This is a genomic window from Treponema sp. R80B11-R83G3, from assembly GCF_054786115.1.
The window spans coordinates 1-21,319 of the sequence record NZ_BDHF01000608.1 but is presented as its reverse complement, the minus strand read 5'-3'; the positions used below and the strand labels follow the sequence as shown (position 1 = coordinate 21,319).

The window sequence follows — 21,319 nt, the reverse complement described above, 5'->3', positions numbered from 1 at the left end:
TGTGTTATTATGCCAATTATTACGGAATTGTGGAAGTGCTTCCTTTGCGTCTTTTGCGTTACGATATTTCCATGTTCAGAACTACTGTTTGCGTTCCTCGGCATAGGCCTGTGAATACTCCGCGCTCAATGGCGCTGTCGGCAAAATCGCGCCCCCTTGAGATGGCGATGTAGCCCTCGTCTATGAGTTTGTCGCGAGTGGGGTCTATGGCGCAGTATTGGTTTCCAGTCCATGCTTCTACCCATGCGTGGGTTTCTCCGTAACCGGAGGCGAGACCCGCAACGTAGCGGCATGGGATTTTATCCATGCGCAGGAGGGCAAGCAATATTTGCGCGTAGTCCTGGCAGACCCCCGCGCCTATTTCAAACGCTTTCACAGCCGAAGTTGAATTAGAGGTTGCGCCGCGCTCATAGCGCAGATGGGCATGGACGGCGCGTGAGAAATATTGAATACGCTCCAACGCGTCATTCGGGGCGGAAAGGCTAATGTCATTGTAGAAATCGGTAAGCTTGTTATTTGCGCGAGTCAATTCCGTAGGATAAAGCAGTATGCGCGGCGGATCGCCTGAAGTAGTGTAAGGTTCGTCTGTAACTTCCGCCGCACCCTCTATCCCAAAGCGGAAATGGTTATGCGGCGCGTTGATTTCTCCGGCAAGCGCGTCATTGCCAAAACTGTCAACGGTTTGCCAGATCGTATCCGGCGCGGGGTCTATTCGCCATGACAGGCTTTTTATCTGCTGTCTGCTGTCGTTTTGCGGCAGTATTTTAAGCAGGAACTGGTGCTCTGACGCTGGCGAAGAAAACGCCAATTCTGTTTGATATTGAAAACTGACCGTCTTCAAGCAGCTTGCTCCTCAAATAGCCTGCTTAGGCTGTCAAGCACTTCGTCCAGGCGGGTTTTGTAACTTTCCTCCGTGGCAAGGACTTCAACCAGCACCGCCAGATGTTGCGCGTTGCAAAAACCTTTGCGTACCCGCGCAAGAACATGGCACAGTTTTTCATACTCGCTGTTGATAAGTTTGTAGTTGTACGAGAACCTAAAGTACAAGTCGAGCCTTTCGACAAGTTTGCCGCACTTGATAATCGTACGCGCTTCACCGCTTGAGATTTTGTCATCTATACTGCCCCAGAACGCGAGCAGGTAATCAATGACCGGCATCAGCGACAGGCGGAGGTTTTTGGCGTTGCGGCTTGTGTTGAACGCGTCAACCGCAAGCTGGATATAGGCAAGCGCCTCACTGCCGATCACGTTCCGGCAGACAAGCGCATTATCGTGCGCAAAGCGAAGCGTAGAAGAGATGGTGAAGCAGTCCGCATCATCGTACAAATACCCTTTTATAAAACGGCCGTGATCGCCGTACTTGTCCTTAATGTCCAAATTACCAAGGAATTCCCTGTAGGAATTTTTATCCTTGTCCAGCGATATGTCGTGATAGTTGAAGAACGTTTTTAGCGTGGTATAGGCGCGTTCCGCGTATCTTCCTAGCCAGTACAGGTTTGAGCTGTATTCTACTGAGATAGTACCCATGTGTCTTTAAACCCTCCTCCTTGCGAAGAATTAACGATAAACGACCCCTCGATGCGCGAGAAGCGCGTTAAGCCGCTTGCCCACACGCGAGTGGTTTTACCGGTAAGCACAAACGCCCTTAAGTCCGCCTTTCGTGGAATAGTGCCGCCGTTTTCGTCCATAATGTCAAGGTCAATAAAATCGATGACCTCTTGCGATATAAACCGCCGTGGCTCTTTTTTTATAAGAGCTTTGATTTCAGCTAACTTTTCTTCCGACAACTCTCTGCCGAATACTACTCCGTAGCCGCCGGCTTCCGATACGTCTTTTATTACAAGGCGTTTGATGTTTTCAAGCGTAAACTTGAGGTCGTCCTCGTAATAGGGCAGGTATGTCGGCGCGTTTTGCAAAATCGGCTCTTCGCCCAGATAGTATTTTATCATCTTTGGCACGAAGTAATAAATGCCCTTGTCGTCCGCGACGCCGTTGCCCGGCGCGTTGATTATGGCGACATTTCCCTTGCGGTAGGCGTCCATGATATGCGGAACGCCAATCAGGGATTCCGCCATAAATGTTATGGGGTCAAGGTACTCATCGGAGATTCTGCGGTACACCGCGCCGACTCTCGCCTTGACGCCGAGGTAATCTTTTATGTACAGAACCGCGCCCTCAACGGTTAATTCCGACGCTTTTACGAGCAACGCGCCCGTGCGTTCTGCAAAGTACGAATGTTCAAAGTACGCGGCGTTGTACCTTCCCGGCGTGAGTATGACATTCAACCCGCCTCGGTTTACAAAGTCCATTGTCCCGCGCAATAGATCCGAGTAGTCGCGGTTGTCTGTAACATAGTTGTTTGAATAAGCGTCTGGGTCGGCGATTCTGCTCAGTTCCCTTGCAATAAGCGGATAGGACGCGCCCGAAGGGATGCGCAGGTTGTCCTCCAGTATGTACCACGCGCCGTCCTTTGCCTGAACAAGATCGATTCCGGAAATGTGGCTGTACACGCCCTGGGGCGGGATTAAATTTGCGCACTCCGGCAGGTATCCCTTGGAGATATAGACAAACTCTTCCGGCACTACTTTGTCGGCGATAATTTTCGCGCCGGAGTAAATGTCCCTTAAAAAGCAGTTCAGCGCGGTTACCCGCTGGACAAGCCCTTTTTCCAAAAACATGAATTCATTATGCGAAATGATCCGAGGTATTGCGTCGTATGGGAAGAGTTGTTCAATAAACTCCCCATTTTTGTAGATACCGAATTTTACGCCGTACCGCGCCATGAGTTTGTTAATTTCATAAGCTGTCGCTACCGACATTTCCATCCCAATTATCCCCTTCTTGCCGCCGTTTGGCGGTAAGCTGACGCAAAAAAAAAGCAACGGCTCCCATTTAAGGTTTGAGCGCCGTTGCTCATCTTTATAGTACTATATTTCGCTCTAAAAAGCAACATATAAAAGGCTTTAATTTTTCAGTTACACGAAATAGCCCCTGCCCTGACCGTACTCAAGGATTTTATTGGGCATACATCTTATACCGCTAATAGGCATTTTAATACTGTGATTACATTACGAAAGCCGCTTGATTATTTTTTTGCCAATATTTCTTTGATCTCTCGGTGACGGGGAACGGACTCGGCAATGCCGGTTTTCGGTTTTTGTACCAATCATAGTCGCTGCCGTGCCGGACAAAAACAGCTCCGTTTTGCTCAATGATTCTTACTAAATCAAGACGTTTCATACCGGAACGGCAACTAAACCTGTGTGTTCAGGAACAGCAGATTGTATATCATCAAACTTCATAATATCGCCATAGAGTGAAACAAGCATTTTTTCCAGTTCTTCTATGCTGTCACCTTGTGTCCAATAATCAGGATATTGATTAAGATAGCCGACATATCCGCCTTCTTTTACTTCCCAACAGGTATACGACAACTGCATTTTTTAACTTCTATATTAACTATATCATGGTTACAGCATTTATATAAGCCCTCAGATTTTCTCTCTTTAGCAAAACTCCCAAGCTAAGAGGCGTAGCCTTTTATCGCCCTCTTGACAAACTCCCCTAAAAAGCACAAAATACTCTCAATGAAACAAAAAGGGGCTATTAATACCCAATTCCCGACAAAAAACCGTTACTTAAAATTAGGTAATGCGTTCTATATATAACTTTATTTAGGGCATTTTTTTTTATTTTCTTGCAAAAAAGGGCATTTCCTCCCCAAGTTCCACTTGACAAAAATGCTAAAAAACAATAAAATAATCTTAATGAAACAAAAAGTGGCTATAAATGCCCAATTTACGACAAAAAAACCGTTATTTAAACGCTTTGGGTTTAAAGTAAAACGTACCCCCCCCCCCCCAAACAGAACGTTATCGTTGTTTCTTTTAATAATATGTAACTTATTAACATTGTTTGGATGTTTACAACCAGTTGATATCGGTAAATTTCTTAATGATCCAAATGTCATAGGAATCATAACCTCAGATAAAACAGGTAAAATAATTACCCATATCGAATTCAACATTGATGATCTGTGCCCCATGTTGACGAATAATGGCGACTTAATACCGGAAGGCGGGTCGGTAACAATACATAGAAACGCCGCCCCAAAATCAGCGGATATAACCGTTGACAACACGGAAATTTACACCGAAATTTACTGGTTTTACAACGAAATCCAACTTGCAGACGGAGCCGCTTTTACAGCGAGTACCGAGGTGGCTCCGTTTTTAACTGTCAAAACATATTTGATAACCGTCGTCGGGCTTAAGGATGATGAAAAAGCCTATGGGACGACTTTTAACATATCGGTGGTGTCATAAAAATGAAGAAAATAAAAAGTTTAAATAATATCAACAAGGAAGGAGAAAGAAAATGAAGAATTTTACCAAAAAACGCGGCTTTTTTGCCGCGGCGGCTGCATTGCTGGCAGTAACGGCAATGCTTGTAATAACATGGTGCAGTAACGCCATCGGCGGCAATAACGCGGATGAGTTTACCCCACCTGCGGGCAAAGGCGCGGTTAGGTTAAGTTTTAACAAAGAAATTGCCCGTACTATTTTACCTGAAGAAGTAGGTGTTCTTGCTGACATTGACGAATTTGAATTTCAATTCACGCCTGCAACAACAGGAACGGCAAAAACTATATCAAATATAGATCCCGCAGATATTACCCAAGAAATAGTTCTTGATCCGGGAACATATAATCTTATAGTGATTGCGTATGTAGATGTTGGTGGTGGTACTATGGAAGCAGCGGCAACTAACGGGACTCCTGGGGATTCTGTACTTATTGAAGCAGGTAGAGTAAAAAGTGCGAATATTAATTTGAAAGCTTATGCTCCTGCTACAGGAACAGATAAAGGAACATTCAAATATACTCTTGACGCTATTACTGGAGGATTTGGAACTACTGATACCGCTACCATGACACTTACTGTGATACCAGGAGCAGTAGGAACAACGCCAACACCAGTTACAGATTACAACCCAAATATTAAATCTCTTTTTGGCAGTACTGCACAGACTCTTACTCTTGCTGTCGGATATTATTATGTGGACTTTGTATTACATGTAGGCGCCGATACGGTTACATTCAGGCATGTTATACATATTTATAAAAACATGACCAGCGAATACACGTTTACCGTAACCTTGAACTACTTTAACGCAGTATTTAAATTTGGAGACACCGATATTAATTTTGTTGTAGAAGATAAAAAACCAGAGATAACATATAGTATTGCTGGTGTTAAATATACATATACTGAAAAAACTACAATTTCCATTCCACGAAGTACTATAATTACTTTCAATGTAGATAATGGAACTACTTATAAATTTAACAACATTGTCTACAGTATTGAATGGTTCGGCTTAACAAATTCTGCTCTTGCTACTGTTTCTGGTGTTACTACACTTTCTGCTGATAATACTAACTTGATAATTAATACTACCGCTAGTGATCCTTATAATCCGTTTTCTACGGCAAAAGTTTTTAATCTGACAGTAGTGGGAGAAACAGACGATAGTACACAATACGCCACTGTCATTGAGTTCTCGGTTACACCAACTGGCTCCGTGGTAATTCCGCATACAAATCTTACTGATGATACATGGGCTAACGGTAGGCTTGCCGCAGACGGCACCCAGTGGTTCTCATTTACTGCCGGAGCAACTACATACATTCACGCTAATGATATAGCCGTAACTTTAGCAGATGGTATTGATATTTATGTGTATAGTGATGCAACCGGTACTACTCAGGTCGGAAGCACAACCTTGCCTGATACTGGTAATTTATATGCTGAAATAACACCGTTATCATCAGGCACTACATACTATATCAAGGTTACACCGCATACGTCTAGTGAAAGCGGCACTTACAAAATAGGATTTACCAATTCAATTACTCCGCCTTCACCCTAATCCATCAATTTAAAGTATTTTTAAGGCTGTCCGCCAAGCTGTCCGCCAAACCACTTAGTGGTCAAGGCGGACAGCCTTTTTTTAGACCATTGTCAATGATAACGCAGAGTATCCACGCACAGATAACGAACAACAACATTGCTAATTGCTAATTGCTAATTTCTCACTACTAATTGCTAATTTCTCATTGCTAATTGCTAATTTCTCATTGCTAATTGGTTCGCTCCCTGTTCGTGCATGTACCGAAGGTACAATTCGTGGTAAATTCTTCTTCAATCATTGTATAAACCAACACAATACACTATCATAACAGACAAAAGCATTGTGTCTTTCCATAGCAAAAAACATAATAAGTACGGAGGCTTTAATGATAAAACATGTGTCTGTGGCGGCGCTGCCTGTCGCTGAAAACTTTATTATACAGAAGAACCGTATCGAAAACAACGCGGAAAAGTATTGCAAACGCGTCTGCATTGTTACGGGGACTCACGGCGATGAATTGGAGGGGCAATATGTTTGCGCCCGGCTGGCAAAGATTCTTAATGACGGGAAACAGAAGTTATCGGGTATCGTAGATATTTATCCCGCCGTAAATCCGCTGGGGATCGATTCCGTTACACGGGGGTTTCCCATGTTCGACTTGGACATGAACCGCATTTTCCCAGGATCTCCATCGGGGTCACTCGCGGAAGTCGCGGCATACGATGTTATGCGCGACATTGACGGCGCGGATATATGCATAGACATACACTCAAGCAACATCTTCTTGCGCGAAATACCGCAGGCGCGAATTAGCGAACAGAACGAGGCTTCGCTTTTACCCTACGCGGTACTGCTCAATGTTGATGTCGTGTGGATACACGCGTCTGCAACCGTGCTTGAATCGACGCTGGCGCATTCGCTCAATATACGCGGCGTAAAGACGCTGGTTGTCGAGATGGGCGTTGGAATGCGCATAACGGAGAGCTACTGCGCCCAGCTTGTGGACGGCATATTGAACCTGCTGCGCGAACTTGGAATGTGGAGCGGGGAAACGGCGCAGACGCGTCTGCCGCTTGTCTCAAAAGATCACAGCGTGGGTTTTTTAAATTCGGATGCGGGGGGAATATTTATTCCTCGCGCCGCGCATGGCAGCCATGTAAGCACGGGCGATTGCATCGGCATCGTCATAGACCCGCTTACCGGTTCCGTTGTCGAGGAAACATTAGCCACGTGCGACGGCTTGTTGTTTACGTTAAGGGAATATCCTGTCGTTTTTGGCGGATCGCTTTTGGCGCGGATTATGGAGGACTCTAAAAATGGTTAAAGACATTATTTACTCGATCAAATCGCCCTACCGACAGAGCATGGACATTGTAGGGTACACTTTTGGTTCAGGCGAGCGCTCGTGCTGCATAGTGGGGGCGTTGCGCGGCAATGAGATTCAACAGATGGCGATCTGCGCCCAGTTGGTAGACACGCTCAAACGCATGGAGGAGAACGAGTGCGTTTTGCTGGGCAAGAGCGTAATGATCATACCGTGCGCGAATACTTACTCCATGAATATCGGCAAACGCTTTTGGACAATGGACAACACCGACATCAACCGAATGTTTCCGGGATATGATCAAGGCGAGACGACGCAACGCATTGCTGACGGGCTGTTCAAGTCGGTCAAAGATTATGTTTACGGCATACAGATGGCGAGTTTTTATCGTGATGGCGAATTCCTGCCGCACGTCAAAGTGATGGACACTGAATGCAGAAAGCCGGAAACCTACGAGTCGCTGTCGGACTTCGGCCTGCCCTACGGACTGATTAGAATACCGCAGCCTTATGACACAGCGACTCTCAACTACAACTGGCAGATTTGGGGCTGTCAGGCCTATTCGTTATTCTCGACATACACCGAACACATCGGGAAGCAGTCCACGCAAACCGCAGTGAACGCGGTGTTGCGCTTCCTTATCGCCAAAGGGATACTCAGATGGGCGCTTCACGGCGGAATGCACACGCGCATATTAAACGAAGGATTGATAAGAAATGTTCAGACAAGCAGCGCCGGCATATTAAAAAAATACGTCTCGGTGGGCGACGAGGTTGCCGAAGGCGATCTGCTCTGTGAGATAATTCATCCTTTAGAGGGGAACACGATAGCTAGGATAGAGTCGCCAATGGAAGGTACGATTTTCTTTGCCTACAATAAACAGCTTGTGATGGAGCATACCGACGTGTTCAATATCGTGCCGTTTTCAAATGTATGATTGGTTACAGAATCTCCCACCCAACTGAAGAAACATGTTTCTCTTCACGGATTTTTTCGATCAGAGTTTCCGCGATTTCTTCCCGGTTTTTGCCGTAAACGTGCATTTTTGCTATGATTCTAACCTCGTCATCGCCAACATTTTTGCACTCCAGATCAGAAAGAACTAATTTTAACGAGGAAACATAGTCCGTAATTATGGAACGGATAATCTTTTTTTTACCTTCCGCGCAGACAGTCGTTATCTGATAACATTTACCGCTTTCATCAAACAAGGGACTGATTTTGTTTGAAATAGGCCTGAGAATAACATTAGCGGCTATCAGCAATACAGTTGCCACGAATGCGTACAGGATAAATCCTGAGCTTGCTAAAACGCCGATAGCCGCCGTACACCATATTGTAGCCGCCGTATTTAAGCCGCGTACATTCACGCCGTCCTTGAAGATAATACCGCTACACAAGAAACCCAAGCCCGTTACAATTTGCCCCGCTATTCTTGTCCTGTCGGGCGTGTCCATGATAAACGAAAATATGACAAATATACACGAACCTAAACTGACAAGCACATTAGTACGGATACCGGCGGGATGTCCTGTCAGCTGTCTTTCAAACCCGATTAAAAAACCAAATAACGCCGATGCCGCGATTCTGATAACAAAATCCAATAATGTCATCTAAACCTGCCTTTAAATAAATTTTATCAAATTTATTCAATCCCCATACAAGTCCCCACGGCAATGGCGGTATCGATCATGTAGTGATCTACCGGTACGGATCTTACTTTAGATTCGGGGATGTTTAAATTTACTGTGGTGATTTTGTCTCCGTCAAGAGCGACCATGTGTCCATACTCGCCCCTGGCGAGAATGTCCGCCGCCATTGTACCGAGGCTTGTGGCAAGAATGCGGTCAGCCGCGCTCGGAATACCGCCGCGCTGCACATAACCCAGAACGGTGGCGCGGGTTTCCATGCCGGTTTCATTTCCTATCTCCTTGGCAACGCGATAGCCGACTGAGGGACAGTTTTCGGCGTGGTACTTTTTTAGTTCGTGTTTTTCCATTTTTGCTTCTTCTATGGAAAGCGCTCCCTCGGCAACAACGACAATGGAAAAGGTTTTGCCTGATTTTGCCCGGTCTTCCAGATGTTTGCCGATAGCTTTTACATCGTAGGGAATTTCCGGTAATAAAATAACATCGCCGCCGCCGGCAACACCCGCGTACAGGGCAAGCCAACCGGCCTTATGCCCCATCACTTCAATCACAATCACGCGGCTGTGGCTCTGTGCGGTGGAATGTAAACGGTCAATGGCATCTGTACAGATAGTCAGCGCGGAATCAAAGCCGAAACTGCGGTCGGTGCCTACAATGTCGTTGTCGATGGTTTTGGGGAGGCCGACTACATTAAGCCCTTCCTGTGAAAGGCGGTATCCTGTGGTATTGGTTCCGTTGCCGCCTAACACGACCAGGCAGTCAAGATCATTCTTGCGGTAGGTTTCTTTAATAGCCTCCACCTTATCGCCGGCGACATCTTCATCGCCTTTGGCCTGTTTGAACGGCTTTTCCCTGCTTGACCCGAGGATTGTCCCGCCCCTTGTCAATATCCCCGAAAAATCAATTGGATTAAGCGGGTGGACATTTCCGTTGATAAGACCCCGGAAACCGTCGGCTATGCCGATAATTTTCATGCCGTAACGATCATGCGCCGCCCGGCAAACGCCCCGTATTGCGGCATTCAGTCCGGGACAATCCCCGCCTGACGTCAATATGCCGAATGTTTTGGTTTTACTGTTTCTAATTATACCCATAATATTATTATAGAATAAAATATGTCAATTTACCAATGTTCATAAAAAAATAATAACTAGAAAGCGCAAAGGTATCTGCTCAAAAATACCTTGCGCTCTTTCAACAGCAAAAATATAAGCGTCTTACATCACATTGTAACGGTTTACACTTGTGCTGGGATTTTTACGTTCCACTTCCTTTCAGCGTCTCTGTTAGAATCTTTTTCGCCATGTCGGGATTCCCCTTTCCGCCAAGCTTCTTCATAACCTGCCCCATCAAAAACCCAAACACTTTTTCCTTTCCTGCGCGATAATCCGCGACCGAGTTCTGATTTTCATTTATAACTGTTTTTACCGCTTCGATTACCGCGTTGTCATCGTTAATCATTAGCAATCCCTTTTCGGCAATGTATTTTTCAGGATCAACATTGTTCGTGAATACCGCTTCAACTGTTTCTTTGTACGCGCTTCGGTTGATTTTCCCGTTTGTAATAAGCGTGATGAGAGCGGAAAGTTTATCGGCATCTATAGTCAAATCTTCCGGCAAAACATTGGCATTGTTCATCAGCCGCATGATTTCACCGGTTATAAGGTGCGCCGCTTCTACTGGCTGCCCGCTTTGCCGCGCAATAGTCTCGAATAAGTCACAAATATTTTTGTGAACTGTCAAAACAACAGCTTCGGATTCGAGTATCTTAAAATCGCGGCAGTAGCGTTCCCGTTTTTGATACGCCAATTCCGGCAGATTTTCCCTGATGTTCGCAAGCCATGAGTCGTCAATCTCCATCGGCAACAGATCAGGCTCGGGAAAGTAACGGTAGTCCTGCGCGTTTTCTTTTGAACGCATACCGTAAGATTCAAGCCTTTCATCGTCCCATCTGCGCGTTTCCTGAATAATATGCCCGCCGTCTTCCAGTATTTCAATCTGACGTGATGTCTCATATTCAATTGCCCGCGCAATCGCTTTGAAGGAGTTCATGTTTTTTGTTTCGGTGCGCGTGCCAAGTTCGCCGCCTATGGGGCGCACTGACAGATTGATGTCGGCGCGGATGGAGCCTTCCTGCATTTTGCAATCGGACACGTCGAGGTACAGAAGCGTTTCGCGCAATTTTTCAAGATAGGCGATTACTTCGGCTGCGCTGCGGAAGTCGGGCTGCGAAACAATTTCTAAAAGAGGCACTCCGCAGCGGTTGAAGTCCATGAAAGTGTTCGCGCCGTTAGCGTCGTGAATCAACTTGCCCGCGTCTTCTTCCATGTGTATCTCTCGTATGTTGATTGTCTTTTTCTTGCCGTCAACTTCAATCTCGAGATGACCGTCTCTGCAAATTGGGAAGTAGAGTTGCGATACTTGATAGGCTTTCGGCAGATCGGGGTAAAAATAATTTTTACGGTCAAACTTGCAGTATTTGGTAATGTTAAATCCAAGAGAAAGCCCGAGCCTGAGAGCGTACTCCACTACGGAGCGATTAAGTACGGGTAATACGCCCGGCATTCCGGCGCAGACTGGGCAGACATGGGTGTTCGGCTCGCCGCCGTAAGCGACAGTGCAACCGCAGAAAATTTTTGACTTTGTTGAAAGTTCTGTATGAACCTCAATGCCAATGACGGTTTCCCACTTCATGCTTTTATCCCTTTTGGTTTTTGCAAATGGTAATCGGTACGGGATTGATAAACTTTCGCCGCGCCGATAAGTTTGTTCTCGGAAAAAGCGTCCCCGATGAGTTGAAAGCCGATTGGCAAACCGTTAGAATCAAATCCGCAGGGAAGCGCGGCGGAGGGGAGACCCGCTAAATTGATCGACACGGTGTAAATGTCGCCCATGTACATTTTCATCGGGTCGCCTGAATTTTCCCCGATACGGTACGCCGTTGTGGGCGCGACAGGAGAGAGTATCATGTCGTACTTGGCGAACAGCCGCGTGTACGCGTCTTTGATAAGGGAGCGCACCTGCAATGCTTTTTTGTAATAGGCGTCGTAGTACCCCGATGAAAGCACAAACGAGCCGAGCATTATTCTTCTTTTTACTTCCAATCCGAAACCTTCGTTGCGTGAAAGACGGTACACTTCTGAAAGAGACTGCGCGTTGGGACTGCGGTAACCGTATTTCAAACCGTCATAACGCGAAAGGTTTGACGACGCTTCGGCACACGCGATGATGTAGTAGGTAGGGATCACATAATCCAAAAATGGCATTTCAAATTCTTCTATAGTTGCACCCGCCGCCTTAAACTCTTTAGCTGTCGCAAGAACGGCGGTCTTTACCTCATCGTCAATGCCACCCGCAAAATAATTGCGAGGCAATCCAATCCTCACGCCTTCCAAGTTTGATTTTCCTTCGCCAAATTCAAACGGTTTTATTATTACGCAGGTGCTGTCCCGCGTGTCAGGTCCTGAAATGATCGACAGTAAAGCGGCGCAGTCGTCAATGTTTTGCCCGATGGGGCCGATTTGATCGAGTGATGACGCATACGCCACAAGCCCGTACCGCGACACTGAACCGTAAGTAGGCTTGATGCCGGTAACGCCGCAAAAGGCGCATGGTTGGCGTATACTGCCGCCGGTGTCGGAACCAATAGCGATGGGCGTTTCCCCCACGGCTACTGCGGCGGCGCTTCCCCCTGACGAGCCGCCTGCGACTCGCGCGGTATCCCAGGGATTATGTACCGCGCCAAACGCGCCTGTCTCGCTTGAGCCGCCCATAGCGTATTCGTCCATGTTGAGTTTGCCGATTATTATCATGCCGGCTTTTTCAAGCTTTTCAATAACTGCCGCGTTAAACACGGGCGTGTAGCCTTTGAGCATTTTAGACGCGCAGGTGGTTTCGATTCCTTCTGTGGAAATATTATCTTTAATGGCGATTGGCACGCCCGCAAGCGGTGAGAGCGTGCCGCCGCAGTCAATCTGCGACTGAATTTCTTTTGCGCGTGACAAGGCTTTGTCTTTTGATACCGTAAGAAAAGCGTTATAACGGCTGTCGTTTTTTTCGATTGATTCAATGTACGCGCCCACGGCTTCAACCGCGCTTAATTTTTTTGCTTTGATGAAAGCGGATAATTCCAAAGCGCTGCTTTGCACTAGAACGGTCGATTCAAACATAGCCGTCAACCTTTTACTCAACCGTCTTGGGAGCGATAAACATTTCGACATTCCTGACAGGAGCGTTTTGCAGAATAAGCGAGCGATCAAACGAAGGGCGCACTTCGTCATCACGGAATACGTTTACATTGTCAAAAGGATGACTGCGCTCAACAACGCCGTTAGTGTCAATTTCGCTAAGACGCGCCATGTAATCGAGAATCTCCTGCAAATCGCCAGTCAATCTGGTTTTTTCGCTATCCGAAAGCGTCAGGCAGGATAAATCTTCAAGATACGCAAGCAATCTATCATCTATTTGCATGAAAATTCTCCAATACTACGTCATAATAACGCGATTCCGGCGGACTTGCAACCTGAAACTGTTTTTTCGTCCCACACGGAAACCTGCACTTCCCCGACATGCGCTTTTTGCAGAAGAAGCATACACAGCCTTGATTGCCCGATGCCGCCGCCCATTGTCAGCGGGAGTTTGCCTTCGAGCAGCTTTTTGTGGAAGGGAAGTTCTCTACGGTGATCGCATTTTGCTTTGGCAAGCTGGGTATCCAGCGAATGTTCATCAACGCGGATTCCCATCGATGAAATTTCAAAAGCGCACCCCAAGACATCGTTCCAAAAAACAATGTCGCCGTTTAGCGTCCAGTCGTCATAGTCAGGGGCGCGTCCGTCGTGCTTGATGCCTGATTTTAATAAATCGCCTATTTGCATGATAAATACTGTTTTGTTTTCTTTTAAAAATGCGTTCTCGCGCTCTTTTACGGACAGCTTCGGGTATGCGTCCTCAAGTTGCTGAGTAGTAATAAATTTTACGTCACGCGAAAGGTTGAGGTTTATTGCCGGATATTTCTCTTTGATTTTATCAGCCGTATCGCAGATGGCGTTTACAATCGCGGTTACCGTCTTTTTCAACATTTCCTCATTGCGCGAAGCCTTGTTGATGACCACTTCCCAATCCCATTGGTCAACGTAAATGGAATGAAGGTTGTCCATCTCTTCATCGCGCCGCACGGCGTTCATATCAGTATACAAGCCTTCACCAACGGGGAAACCGTATTTGTACAGAGCCATGCGTTTCCATTTTGCAAGAGATTGGACAATTTGCGCCGTCCCGCGAGTATCCTTTATTGCAAATTCAACAGGGCGCTCAACGCCGTTGAGGTTATCGTTCAAGCCCGTTTGCGGCTCGACGAAAAGCGGCGCGGATACGCGCTTGAGGTTAAGCGCGCACGACAGATTATCCTCGAATAATCTCTTTATAGCGCCAATAGCGATTTGAGTCTCATAAACCGGCAGAATTGACCGGTATCCGTCCGGTACAATTAATTTACTCATTTCATCTTCTCCGTAAAAAAAATAGACGCGGCAGACCATAAGTCCACAGCGCCTTTGCTGTTTATCACATAATTATAATAGTATAGAACGATTTATATTGTCAAGTCGATGATACAATTTAGCCGGAAACTTTGGCAATGACTTCAACTTCAACGAGAACTCCGCGCGGCAGGGCGGAAACTGCCACGCAGGAACGGGCGGGTTTGCCGATAAAGTATTTCGCGTAAACTTCATTGAACGCGGCAAAATGCTCCATGCTTGTCAGGAAGCATGTTGTCTTTACTGCTTTTGTAAAATCGCTTTCCGCCGCCGCAAGCACAGCCGCGATATTTTGCATAACTTGTTCAGTTTGTTCCTTTATGCCGCCCGATACCACCTCTCCTGTTTCTGGCGACAATGGGATTTGACCGGAGGCAAAGAGAAGTCCGTCTGTTACGATAGCTTGAGAATAAGGGCCGATTGCCGCAGGCGCTGAATTTGTGGAAATTGTTTTCATGGTTTAATACTCCTGATATTTTTTTTCACAATAATTTACATCTCCTGATACGTCCCTAAATAATCAAACATATCCGTCTCTTGTTCAAGTTCCGCAAACACCTGTTTTAATTCATCTGAAATGACAGGCGTGTCAATGTCAAAATAAAAAAGAAATTCAAAGGCCTGCCCGGAAATGGGGCGGCTTTCCAGTTTGTTCATGTTGATTCCATGCGCGTAAAACTTAGCAAGGACATGGTAGAGTGAACCGGGTTTGTGTTTTAACGCCAGCATAAGGCTTGTTTTATGCGCTCCCGAATAGATTTCCGGCTTTTTAGAAATGCAGATAAAGCGCGTATAATTGTTGTCGGTGTTTTGGATGTTGAATGACAGCGCCTGCAAACCGTACAACTCCGCGCAATCGCGTGATGAAATAACAGCCGCGTCAGTCCGCCTTGAATTTGCCGCCTGCATTGCGGCCATTGCCGTATTCGCGCATTCGGTAACCTTTACGTTTTTCCAAGATTTTAAAAATCGGCTGCATTGGCGAATCGCCTGCTCGTGCGAAAACACTTCTTTAATATCGTCCATCTTCGCGCCGGGCGCCGCCAGTAACGTGTGCGTTATCGGCAGTTTAATGCTTCGCACAATGTAGAAACGGTAACGGTTCATAAGATCGTACACTTCGTTGACTGAGCCGGCGGAACTGTTTTCAAGCGGCACTACGCCATAACGGCACAAGCCGCCGTCCACCGCCTGAAACACTCCTTCAAAGTTGTTAAAGTAAGTGATGTCAGCGGGAGAGAACAATTTGTCGCAGGCGGCTTGTGAATACGCGCCTTCCACACCCTGACACGCGACAACCGCCCGCGAAGGAAAACTGTCACTCTTATGTTGAACTGCGTCTTCAAGCAATTTTTTTACAGCCGAATCATAATGCTCCTGCGCCTTCTGATGACTGTGGCAAATCTCGAAAATGGAAGAGAACAAAACCTTGACATACCCCGAAAGCTCAGGCCGCGCCTTCTCGCAAAGCCTGTACAAAATTTTTCTCTCATGTTCCGTATCAATAACAGCCAGCCCCTTTTCTTTTTTCTCCTTTTCCATTTCCAGCGCAATCTCCATACGCTTATCAAACAAGCTCAACAACTGTTCGTCAATATCATCAATTTCCTGATTCAGTTCATCAATCCCCATAATCCAACCTCACTCCAAAATATTACTATCCACTACATACTACTCACTATACACTGCTAATTGCTCACTGTTCACTGCTCATTGCTAATTGCTAATTGCTCACTATTCACTGCTCACTACTCACTGCTTTTCCCAACTATATCTAAAATCTTTTTAACGTCACGCGCCAAATCAGCGAAAGCGTCCGGCTTAATCGACTGCGGCCCGTCGCACAGGGCATGGGCGGGATCGTTGTGCACCTCGATGATCAATCCGTCTGCGCCAGCGGCGGCTGAGGCCATTGACAGCGGGTACACAAGTGCCGCGTCTCCAGCCGCATGGCTTGGGTCTATGATGACGGGCAGATGGGTCAGCCGCTTTAACATCGGCACGGCTGAAATATCGAGCGTATTACGAGTGGCAGTTTCAAAGGTACGGATGCCGCGCTCGCATAGAATAATTTTTCCGTTTCCGCCGGACATGATGTACTCGGCGCTCATCAAAAGTTCTTCGAGGGTATTGGCAAGGCCGCGCTTTAACAGGATTGGCTTTTCCTGCCTGCCAAGTTCTTTCAGCAGTTCAAAGTTTTGCATATTGCGCGCGCCAACTTGAATAAGGTCAACCTTATCGAACATTGGCAAATGATTAGCGTTCATTATCTCACTGACAACCGGCATTCCCGTGAGTTCCTTCGCTTTTAACAAAAACTCAATGCCTTCATCGCGAAGCCCTTGAAACGAATAGGGAGAAGTGCGGGGTTTGAACGCTCCGCCGCGCAGAAGATTCGCCCCCGCTTCTTTAACATGTTGCGCGATACCGCAAATCTGTTCAGCCGATTCCACGGAACAGGGACCGGCGATAAATTGAAAATGGCCGCCGCCGATTTTATACCCGTTCATGTCCACTACGGTATCGTCCGCGTGAAACTTACGGTTGGCGTTTTTGTATGGTTCGCTAATCCGCTGTACGCGCTCCACAATGTCCATGCCGCCGACAAGTTCGGAGTTGAGGCTGTGCGTGTCACCTATCAGTCCCAGCACAGTTTGATAAACGCCTCTGTTTACATTGACGCGCAGTCCCTGATTCTCAAGCCATGAGATCAGATTTTCTAAACTTTTTTCATTCGCATCTTTTTTAATAACAACAATCATAATTAACCTTTAATAAAAAATTTTATTCCCATTCAACCGTCGCCGGAGGTTTTGAAGAAATATCGTAAACAACTCTGCTTACTGACGGCATCTCCGCCGTTATCCGCGATGAAATACGGTCTAACAATTTGTGTGGCAGGGGGGCGTATTCACAAGTCATAAAATCATCAGTCTTTACTGCCCTTACCGCGATTACATAATCATAAGTCCTGTCGTCCCCCTTAACACCTACCGAGCGCGTATTAGTAAGAACGCAAAAATATTGATCCGGCCTGTCTTTAATTCCATCAAGTTCTTCGCGGAGAATCGCGTCGGCCTTTCGCAGAAGATCGAGTTTTTCTTCCGTAACCTCGCCAATGACTCGGATGGCAAGACCAGGGCCTGGAAACGGCTGACGGTTGACAATCATTGAAGGCAAGCCTAACTTTTTACCCATGACGCGCACTTCGTCTTTGAAAAGCCGCGACAAGGGTTCCACAACTCCGGTAAAGTCGAGTCCTTCGGGAAGACCGCCAACATTGTGATGGCTCTTGATAACCGCGCCGTGCTTGCCTCCCGATTCAACTACATCAGGGTAGATTGTTCCCTGCGCAAGATACGGAATATTTCCAAGTTTTCTCGCCTCATCTTCAAACACGCGGATAAATTCTTCGCCTATGATCTTGCGCTTTGCTTCGGGATCCGTCACTCCTTTTAATCTCGCAAGGAAGCGGTCTTTCGCGTTAACGCGGATAAAACTTAGTTTTTCTTTTGAAAATACGCGCTCTATCTCGTCACCCTCATTTAACCGCATTAAGCCGTGATCGACAAAGATGCACGCAAGCTGTCCCGGTATGGCTTTTGATAAAAGTTTCGCGCACACGGACGAATCTACGCCGCCGGATAAGGCAAGCAGGACATTTTCAGCGCGTACTTTTTTTTGGATTTGTTTTATTTGCGTTTTAATATAATCGTCAAGTTTATAATCTCCTGACGCGCCGCATACGTCGTATAAAAATCTGCGGATAATTTTTTCCCCGCCTTTTGTGTGCTTTGTCTCTGGGTGAAATTGCACGGCGTAAAGTTTTTTCGCTTTGTTTTCGCAGGCGGCGATACAGACAGAAGTTTTTGCCGTTTCACGAAAACCTTTAGGCAGGCGGGTCACGCAGTCTTTGTGGCTCATCAAAGCGGTAAAACTCTCTTTCTTGCCGCCAAATAATTTTGACGAAGTTTTTGCCGTCGTTACCGTAACGCGCCCATATTCGCCCTTGTCGCCGGACTCTACTTTGCCGCCAAGGGTATGGCATATAAGGTGCATTCCGTAACAGATGCCAAGAATAGGTATGCCCAACGAAAAAATTTTTGTATCGCACTTTGGAGAATCGGGCAGATATGCGCTGTTCGGCCCTCCTGTCATAATAATGCCTATTGGTTTCATTTGTAAAATTTCATCAACTGCCATGCTGCCCGGTTTTATTTCCGAATAAACCGACAAGCCTCTGACAGTCCCTGCAATAAGTTCCTTATACTGCCCGCCAAAATCCAATACCAATACCTGTTCGCTCATATTTCCACCGTCCCTTCAAAAACTTTTACGCAATCGCCCGTCATATATACAACTTCATCCGTGTAACGGATTATTAAATTCCCCCCGGGAAGACGCACTTTAATGTCTGTGTCCTTGTCGCAGTGTCCGTTAAGGATCGCGGCTACCGCAGAAGCGCAGGCGCTTGTTCCGCTCGCCTGAGTCTCGCCGCTACCGCGTTCCCATAAACGTATTTTTAAGTGGTTTCTTCCCACAACGTTGACAAATTCCGCGTTTACCCTGTCGGGGAAAAGCGGATCGTTTTCGAATAACGGACCTATTTCGCTTAAATCAAGATCGTCAAGGTTATTGCAGAACACTACGGCGTGCGGGTTGCCCATGGAGACGCAGGTAATTTCGTACTCAGCGCCGCCAATGGTTACTTTTCGCGCGATTGCGTTATCGCCTTTTAAGTTGACGGGTATGTTTTCCGGGCGCAATTCGGCGCGTCCCATGTTTACTTTAACGGACGACACTAAGCCGTTGCGCGTTGAAAGATGGAGTTCCTTTACGCCGCTTTTTGTTTCAATTTTCATATCGCGCTTTTTTACAAGGCCGCTGTCGTACAAATATTTTGCCACGCAGCGGATTGCGTTTCCGCTCATGCCGCCCTCACTGCCGTCAAGATTGAACATCCTCATTCTTGCGTCTGCAATACCGGCGGCGGACGGCAATATCAGCACAACGCCGTCACCGCCTATGCCCTTATGCCTATTTGATAAAAACACCGACAGCGATTCGGGGGAATTAATTCCTTCCGTTCTAAAACAATCAAAATAAATAAAATCATTACCGCAACTTTGCATTTTTGTAAACGGCAATTTCATGCGCTCAGTCCGCAGGCTGTTAATGTCAACTAATTCGGTATTTATTTCGCTGTACCCTGAAAGCAAACCGTCAGCAAGCGCGTTTGCCGTATCTACAGACGTTAGGCACGGCACGCCGAGAGAGCAGGCTTTTCTGCGGAGTTTTACGTCGTCTAACGCCGGGTCTCTGCCTTTTTTTGAGGTGCAGATGACGTAACTAATCGAGCCGCCAGCCAAAAGAGTTTCAGTGTTGATTTCCTGATTGTCGCATATCTTGTCTATCGGTTGGACTTCAAAACCTTTTTCTTTAAGATAACGCGTTGTTCCCCGCGTAGCGTAAAGCGAAAATCCGGCGCGGACAAATTTTTCCGCGACATCCCGTATCTCCGCCTTATCGCTGTCCCTCACCGTAATAAGCACGCCGCCTCTTTTTTTCATTTTGTATCCCGCCGCGATAAGGCCTTTGTAAAGCGCTTCTTCAAGATTTTTGCCGATACCTAAAACTTCGCCTGTGGATTTCATTTCAGGGCCTAAATGCGTATCAACTCCGGCGAGTTTTTCAAAGGAGAAAACGGGAACCTTAACCGCGACATACGGCGGTATTTTTCCTATGCCGGGAGAAATTCCAAGCGCGGAAAAATTTTTGCCTACGCTCATTTTTGTGGCAAGTTCGCACATTTGAATACCCGTAACTTTGCTCAGGTACGGAACGGTACGGGACGCCCTTGGGTTGACTTCGATAACGTAAATGTCGTTTTCATAAAAGACATATTGAATATTAACAAGGCCTTTTACGTCCAAAGCCATGCACAGTTTTTTAGTAACGTCAAAAATTCTTTCAGCTAACGCATCGTCTATGTTAATGGCGGGATACACCGCGATGCTGTCCCCCGAGTGAATGCCGGTGCGCTCGATATGTTCCATTATGCCGGGAATTAACACGTCCTTACTATCACACAGAGCGTCAACCTCTATCTCCGGCCCTTCAAGATATTTGTCGATCAACACGGGGTTTTCCTGTTTTGAACGCAAAATAATTTCCATATATTCGCGTATATCGTCCTGAGAGAACGCGATGATCATGTTCTGTCCGCCAAGCACATAAGACGGGCGCATTAACACTGGAAAGCCTAATTTTTCGGCGGCGGCTAACGCTTCTTCTTCCGTTAAAACTCCGTACCCCTTTGGGCGTTTGATTTGCAATTTTTCAAGCAGTAAGTCAAACCGTTGCCTGTCCTCGCAAATGTCTATGCTGTCCGCCGAAGTGCCGATGATGTTTACGCCGCGCTCGTGAAGTTTTTTTGTCAGCTTGATTGCAGTGCCGCCGCCAAATGCGACAATAACTCCGATTGGCTTTTCAATTTCGATAATGCTCATCACGTCGTCAATGCACAACGGTTCAAAATAAAGCCTGTCTGCGGTATCAAAATCGGTTGATACAGTTTCGGGATTATTATTAATTACAATAACTTCGTATCCTAAACTTTTCAGAGTCCAAACGCAATGCACGCACGCGTAGTCAAACTCAATCCCCTGCCCTATGCGAATTGGCCCCGAACCGAGAACCACAATCCGCTGTTTGCCGCTCTTTTGAATAAACGGCAAGGCTTCGTTCTCAGTACCGTTTTGAATAGAATAGAAATACGGCGTTTTAGCTTCAAATTCGCCGCCGCAGGTGTCTACCATTTTATAAATTAGGGAGTGGGGGGGGAAGGAGCGGAAACGCAATCCGCTGCGTGGCAAAATATTTGTACGACAGCGGCC

At 46.6% G+C, this 21,319-nt stretch carries 21 protein-coding genes; 4 read left to right on the top strand and 17 right to left on the bottom strand.

What is annotated here, in order from left to right:
- Positions 1-58 precede the first annotated feature (58 nt).
- The 6 genes from ACYVRH_RS15755 to ACYVRH_RS15730 all read right to left on the bottom strand — a co-directional run bounded on the left by ACYVRH_RS15755 (position 59) and on the right by ACYVRH_RS15730 (position 4,027).
- Entirely contained in the window at positions 59-841 is a 783-nt protein-coding gene (locus ACYVRH_RS15755) for a transglutaminase family protein (RefSeq protein WP_461257794.1), read from the bottom strand.
- Positions 838-1,527: an alpha-E domain-containing protein gene (locus tag ACYVRH_RS15750; protein ID WP_461257793.1), complete on the bottom strand. Its 690-nt coding sequence runs from the start codon at positions 1,525-1,527 to the stop codon at positions 838-840. The genes ACYVRH_RS15755 and ACYVRH_RS15750 overlap by 4 nt, the downstream gene beginning before the upstream one ends.
- Positions 1,509-2,825 carry a circularly permuted type 2 ATP-grasp protein gene (locus ACYVRH_RS15745; protein ID WP_461257792.1) on the bottom strand — a complete coding sequence of 439 codons (1,317 nt, stop codon included), beginning with the start codon at positions 2,823-2,825 and terminating at the stop codon, positions 1,509-1,511. The genes ACYVRH_RS15750 and ACYVRH_RS15745 overlap by 19 nt, the downstream gene beginning before the upstream one ends.
- A gap of 238 nt (positions 2,826-3,063) precedes the next feature.
- Positions 3,064-3,240 carry a type II toxin-antitoxin system HicA family toxin gene (locus ACYVRH_RS15740; RefSeq protein WP_461257791.1) on the bottom strand — a complete coding sequence of 59 codons (177 nt, stop codon included), beginning with the start codon at positions 3,238-3,240 and terminating at the stop codon, positions 3,064-3,066.
- A complete protein-coding gene (locus ACYVRH_RS15735; RefSeq protein WP_461257790.1) occupies positions 3,237-3,440 on the bottom strand; it encodes a type II toxin-antitoxin system HicB family antitoxin in 204 nt (67 codons plus the stop codon). The genes ACYVRH_RS15740 and ACYVRH_RS15735 overlap by 4 nt, the downstream gene beginning before the upstream one ends.
- A gap of 230 nt (positions 3,441-3,670) precedes the next feature.
- Positions 3,671-4,027, bottom strand: a complete 357-nt coding sequence (locus ACYVRH_RS15730) for a hypothetical protein (RefSeq protein ID WP_461257789.1) — start codon at positions 4,025-4,027, stop codon at positions 3,671-3,673.
- Between the two features lie 16 nt (positions 4,028-4,043).
- On the opposite strand from ACYVRH_RS15730, the gene ACYVRH_RS15725 reads away from it, so the two are divergent.
- The 4 genes from ACYVRH_RS15725 (at position 4,044) to ACYVRH_RS15710 (ending at position 8,174) form a co-directional block, all read left to right on the top strand.
- Positions 4,044-4,325, top strand: coding sequence for a hypothetical protein (locus ACYVRH_RS15725; RefSeq protein ID WP_461257788.1), 282 nt, complete (start codon positions 4,044-4,046; stop codon positions 4,323-4,325).
- A 52-nt stretch (positions 4,326-4,377) separates the two neighbouring features.
- Positions 4,378-5,931, top strand: a complete 1,554-nt coding sequence (locus tag ACYVRH_RS15720) for a hypothetical protein (protein ID WP_461257787.1) — start codon at positions 4,378-4,380, stop codon at positions 5,929-5,931.
- Positions 5,932-6,298: 367 nt separating this feature from the next.
- Positions 6,299-7,237: a M14 family metallopeptidase gene (locus ACYVRH_RS15715; protein WP_461257786.1), complete on the top strand. Its 939-nt coding sequence runs from the start codon at positions 6,299-6,301 to the stop codon at positions 7,235-7,237.
- Positions 7,230-8,174: a M14 family metallopeptidase gene (locus ACYVRH_RS15710; RefSeq protein WP_461257785.1), complete on the top strand. Its 945-nt coding sequence runs from the start codon at positions 7,230-7,232 to the stop codon at positions 8,172-8,174. Before ACYVRH_RS15715 ends, ACYVRH_RS15710 begins: the two co-directional genes overlap by 8 nt.
- A gap of 4 nt (positions 8,175-8,178) precedes the next feature.
- On the opposite strand, the gene ACYVRH_RS15705 is transcribed toward ACYVRH_RS15710, so the two are convergent.
- The 11 genes from ACYVRH_RS15705 to carB form a co-directional block, all read right to left on the bottom strand.
- Positions 8,179-8,850, bottom strand: coding sequence for an MgtC/SapB family protein (locus ACYVRH_RS15705; RefSeq protein ID WP_461257784.1), 672 nt, complete (start codon positions 8,848-8,850; stop codon positions 8,179-8,181).
- A 32-nt stretch (positions 8,851-8,882) separates the two neighbouring features.
- Positions 8,883-9,980, bottom strand: coding sequence for a 6-phosphofructokinase (locus ACYVRH_RS15700; protein ID WP_461257783.1), 1,098 nt, complete (start codon positions 9,978-9,980; stop codon positions 8,883-8,885).
- A gap of 163 nt (positions 9,981-10,143) precedes the next feature.
- A complete protein-coding gene (gene gatB, locus ACYVRH_RS15695; RefSeq protein ID WP_461257782.1) occupies positions 10,144-11,580 on the bottom strand; it encodes an Asp-tRNA(Asn)/Glu-tRNA(Gln) amidotransferase subunit GatB in 1,437 nt (478 codons plus the stop codon).
- Positions 11,577-13,055: an Asp-tRNA(Asn)/Glu-tRNA(Gln) amidotransferase subunit GatA gene (gene gatA / locus ACYVRH_RS15690; protein ID WP_461257781.1), complete on the bottom strand. Its 1,479-nt coding sequence runs from the start codon at positions 13,053-13,055 to the stop codon at positions 11,577-11,579. The genes gatB and gatA overlap by 4 nt, the downstream gene beginning before the upstream one ends.
- Positions 13,056-13,068: 13 nt before the next feature.
- Complete coding sequence (gene gatC, locus ACYVRH_RS15685) at positions 13,069-13,356, bottom strand: Asp-tRNA(Asn)/Glu-tRNA(Gln) amidotransferase subunit GatC (RefSeq protein WP_461257780.1); 288 nt, start codon at positions 13,354-13,356, stop codon at positions 13,069-13,071.
- Positions 13,357-13,376: 20 nt separating this feature from the next.
- Complete coding sequence (asnA, locus tag ACYVRH_RS15680; RefSeq protein ID WP_461257779.1) at positions 13,377-14,384, bottom strand: aspartate--ammonia ligase; 1,008 nt, start codon at positions 14,382-14,384, stop codon at positions 13,377-13,379.
- A 118-nt stretch (positions 14,385-14,502) separates the two neighbouring features.
- Positions 14,503-14,880, bottom strand: a complete 378-nt coding sequence (locus ACYVRH_RS15675) for a RidA family protein (protein ID WP_461257778.1) — start codon at positions 14,878-14,880, stop codon at positions 14,503-14,505.
- A gap of 35 nt (positions 14,881-14,915) precedes the next feature.
- Positions 14,916-16,055 carry a bifunctional chorismate mutase/prephenate dehydratase gene (locus tag ACYVRH_RS15670; protein WP_461257777.1) on the bottom strand — a complete coding sequence of 380 codons (1,140 nt, stop codon included), beginning with the start codon at positions 16,053-16,055 and terminating at the stop codon, positions 14,916-14,918.
- Between the two features lie 116 nt (positions 16,056-16,171).
- Positions 16,172-17,185 (bottom strand): 3-deoxy-7-phosphoheptulonate synthase, encoded by a 1,014-nt coding sequence (gene aroF / locus ACYVRH_RS15665; protein ID WP_461257776.1) that lies wholly within the window; start codon positions 17,183-17,185, stop codon positions 16,172-16,174.
- Positions 17,186-17,207: 22 nt separating this feature from the next.
- Entirely contained in the window at positions 17,208-18,731 is a 1,524-nt protein-coding gene (guaA, locus tag ACYVRH_RS15660; RefSeq protein ID WP_461257775.1) for a glutamine-hydrolyzing GMP synthase, read from the bottom strand.
- A partial coding sequence (gene carB / locus ACYVRH_RS15655; RefSeq protein WP_461257774.1) for a carbamoyl-phosphate synthase large subunit occupies positions 18,728-21,319 on the bottom strand: 2,592 nt, incomplete at its 5' end. The genes carB and guaA, both read right to left, overlap by 4 nt.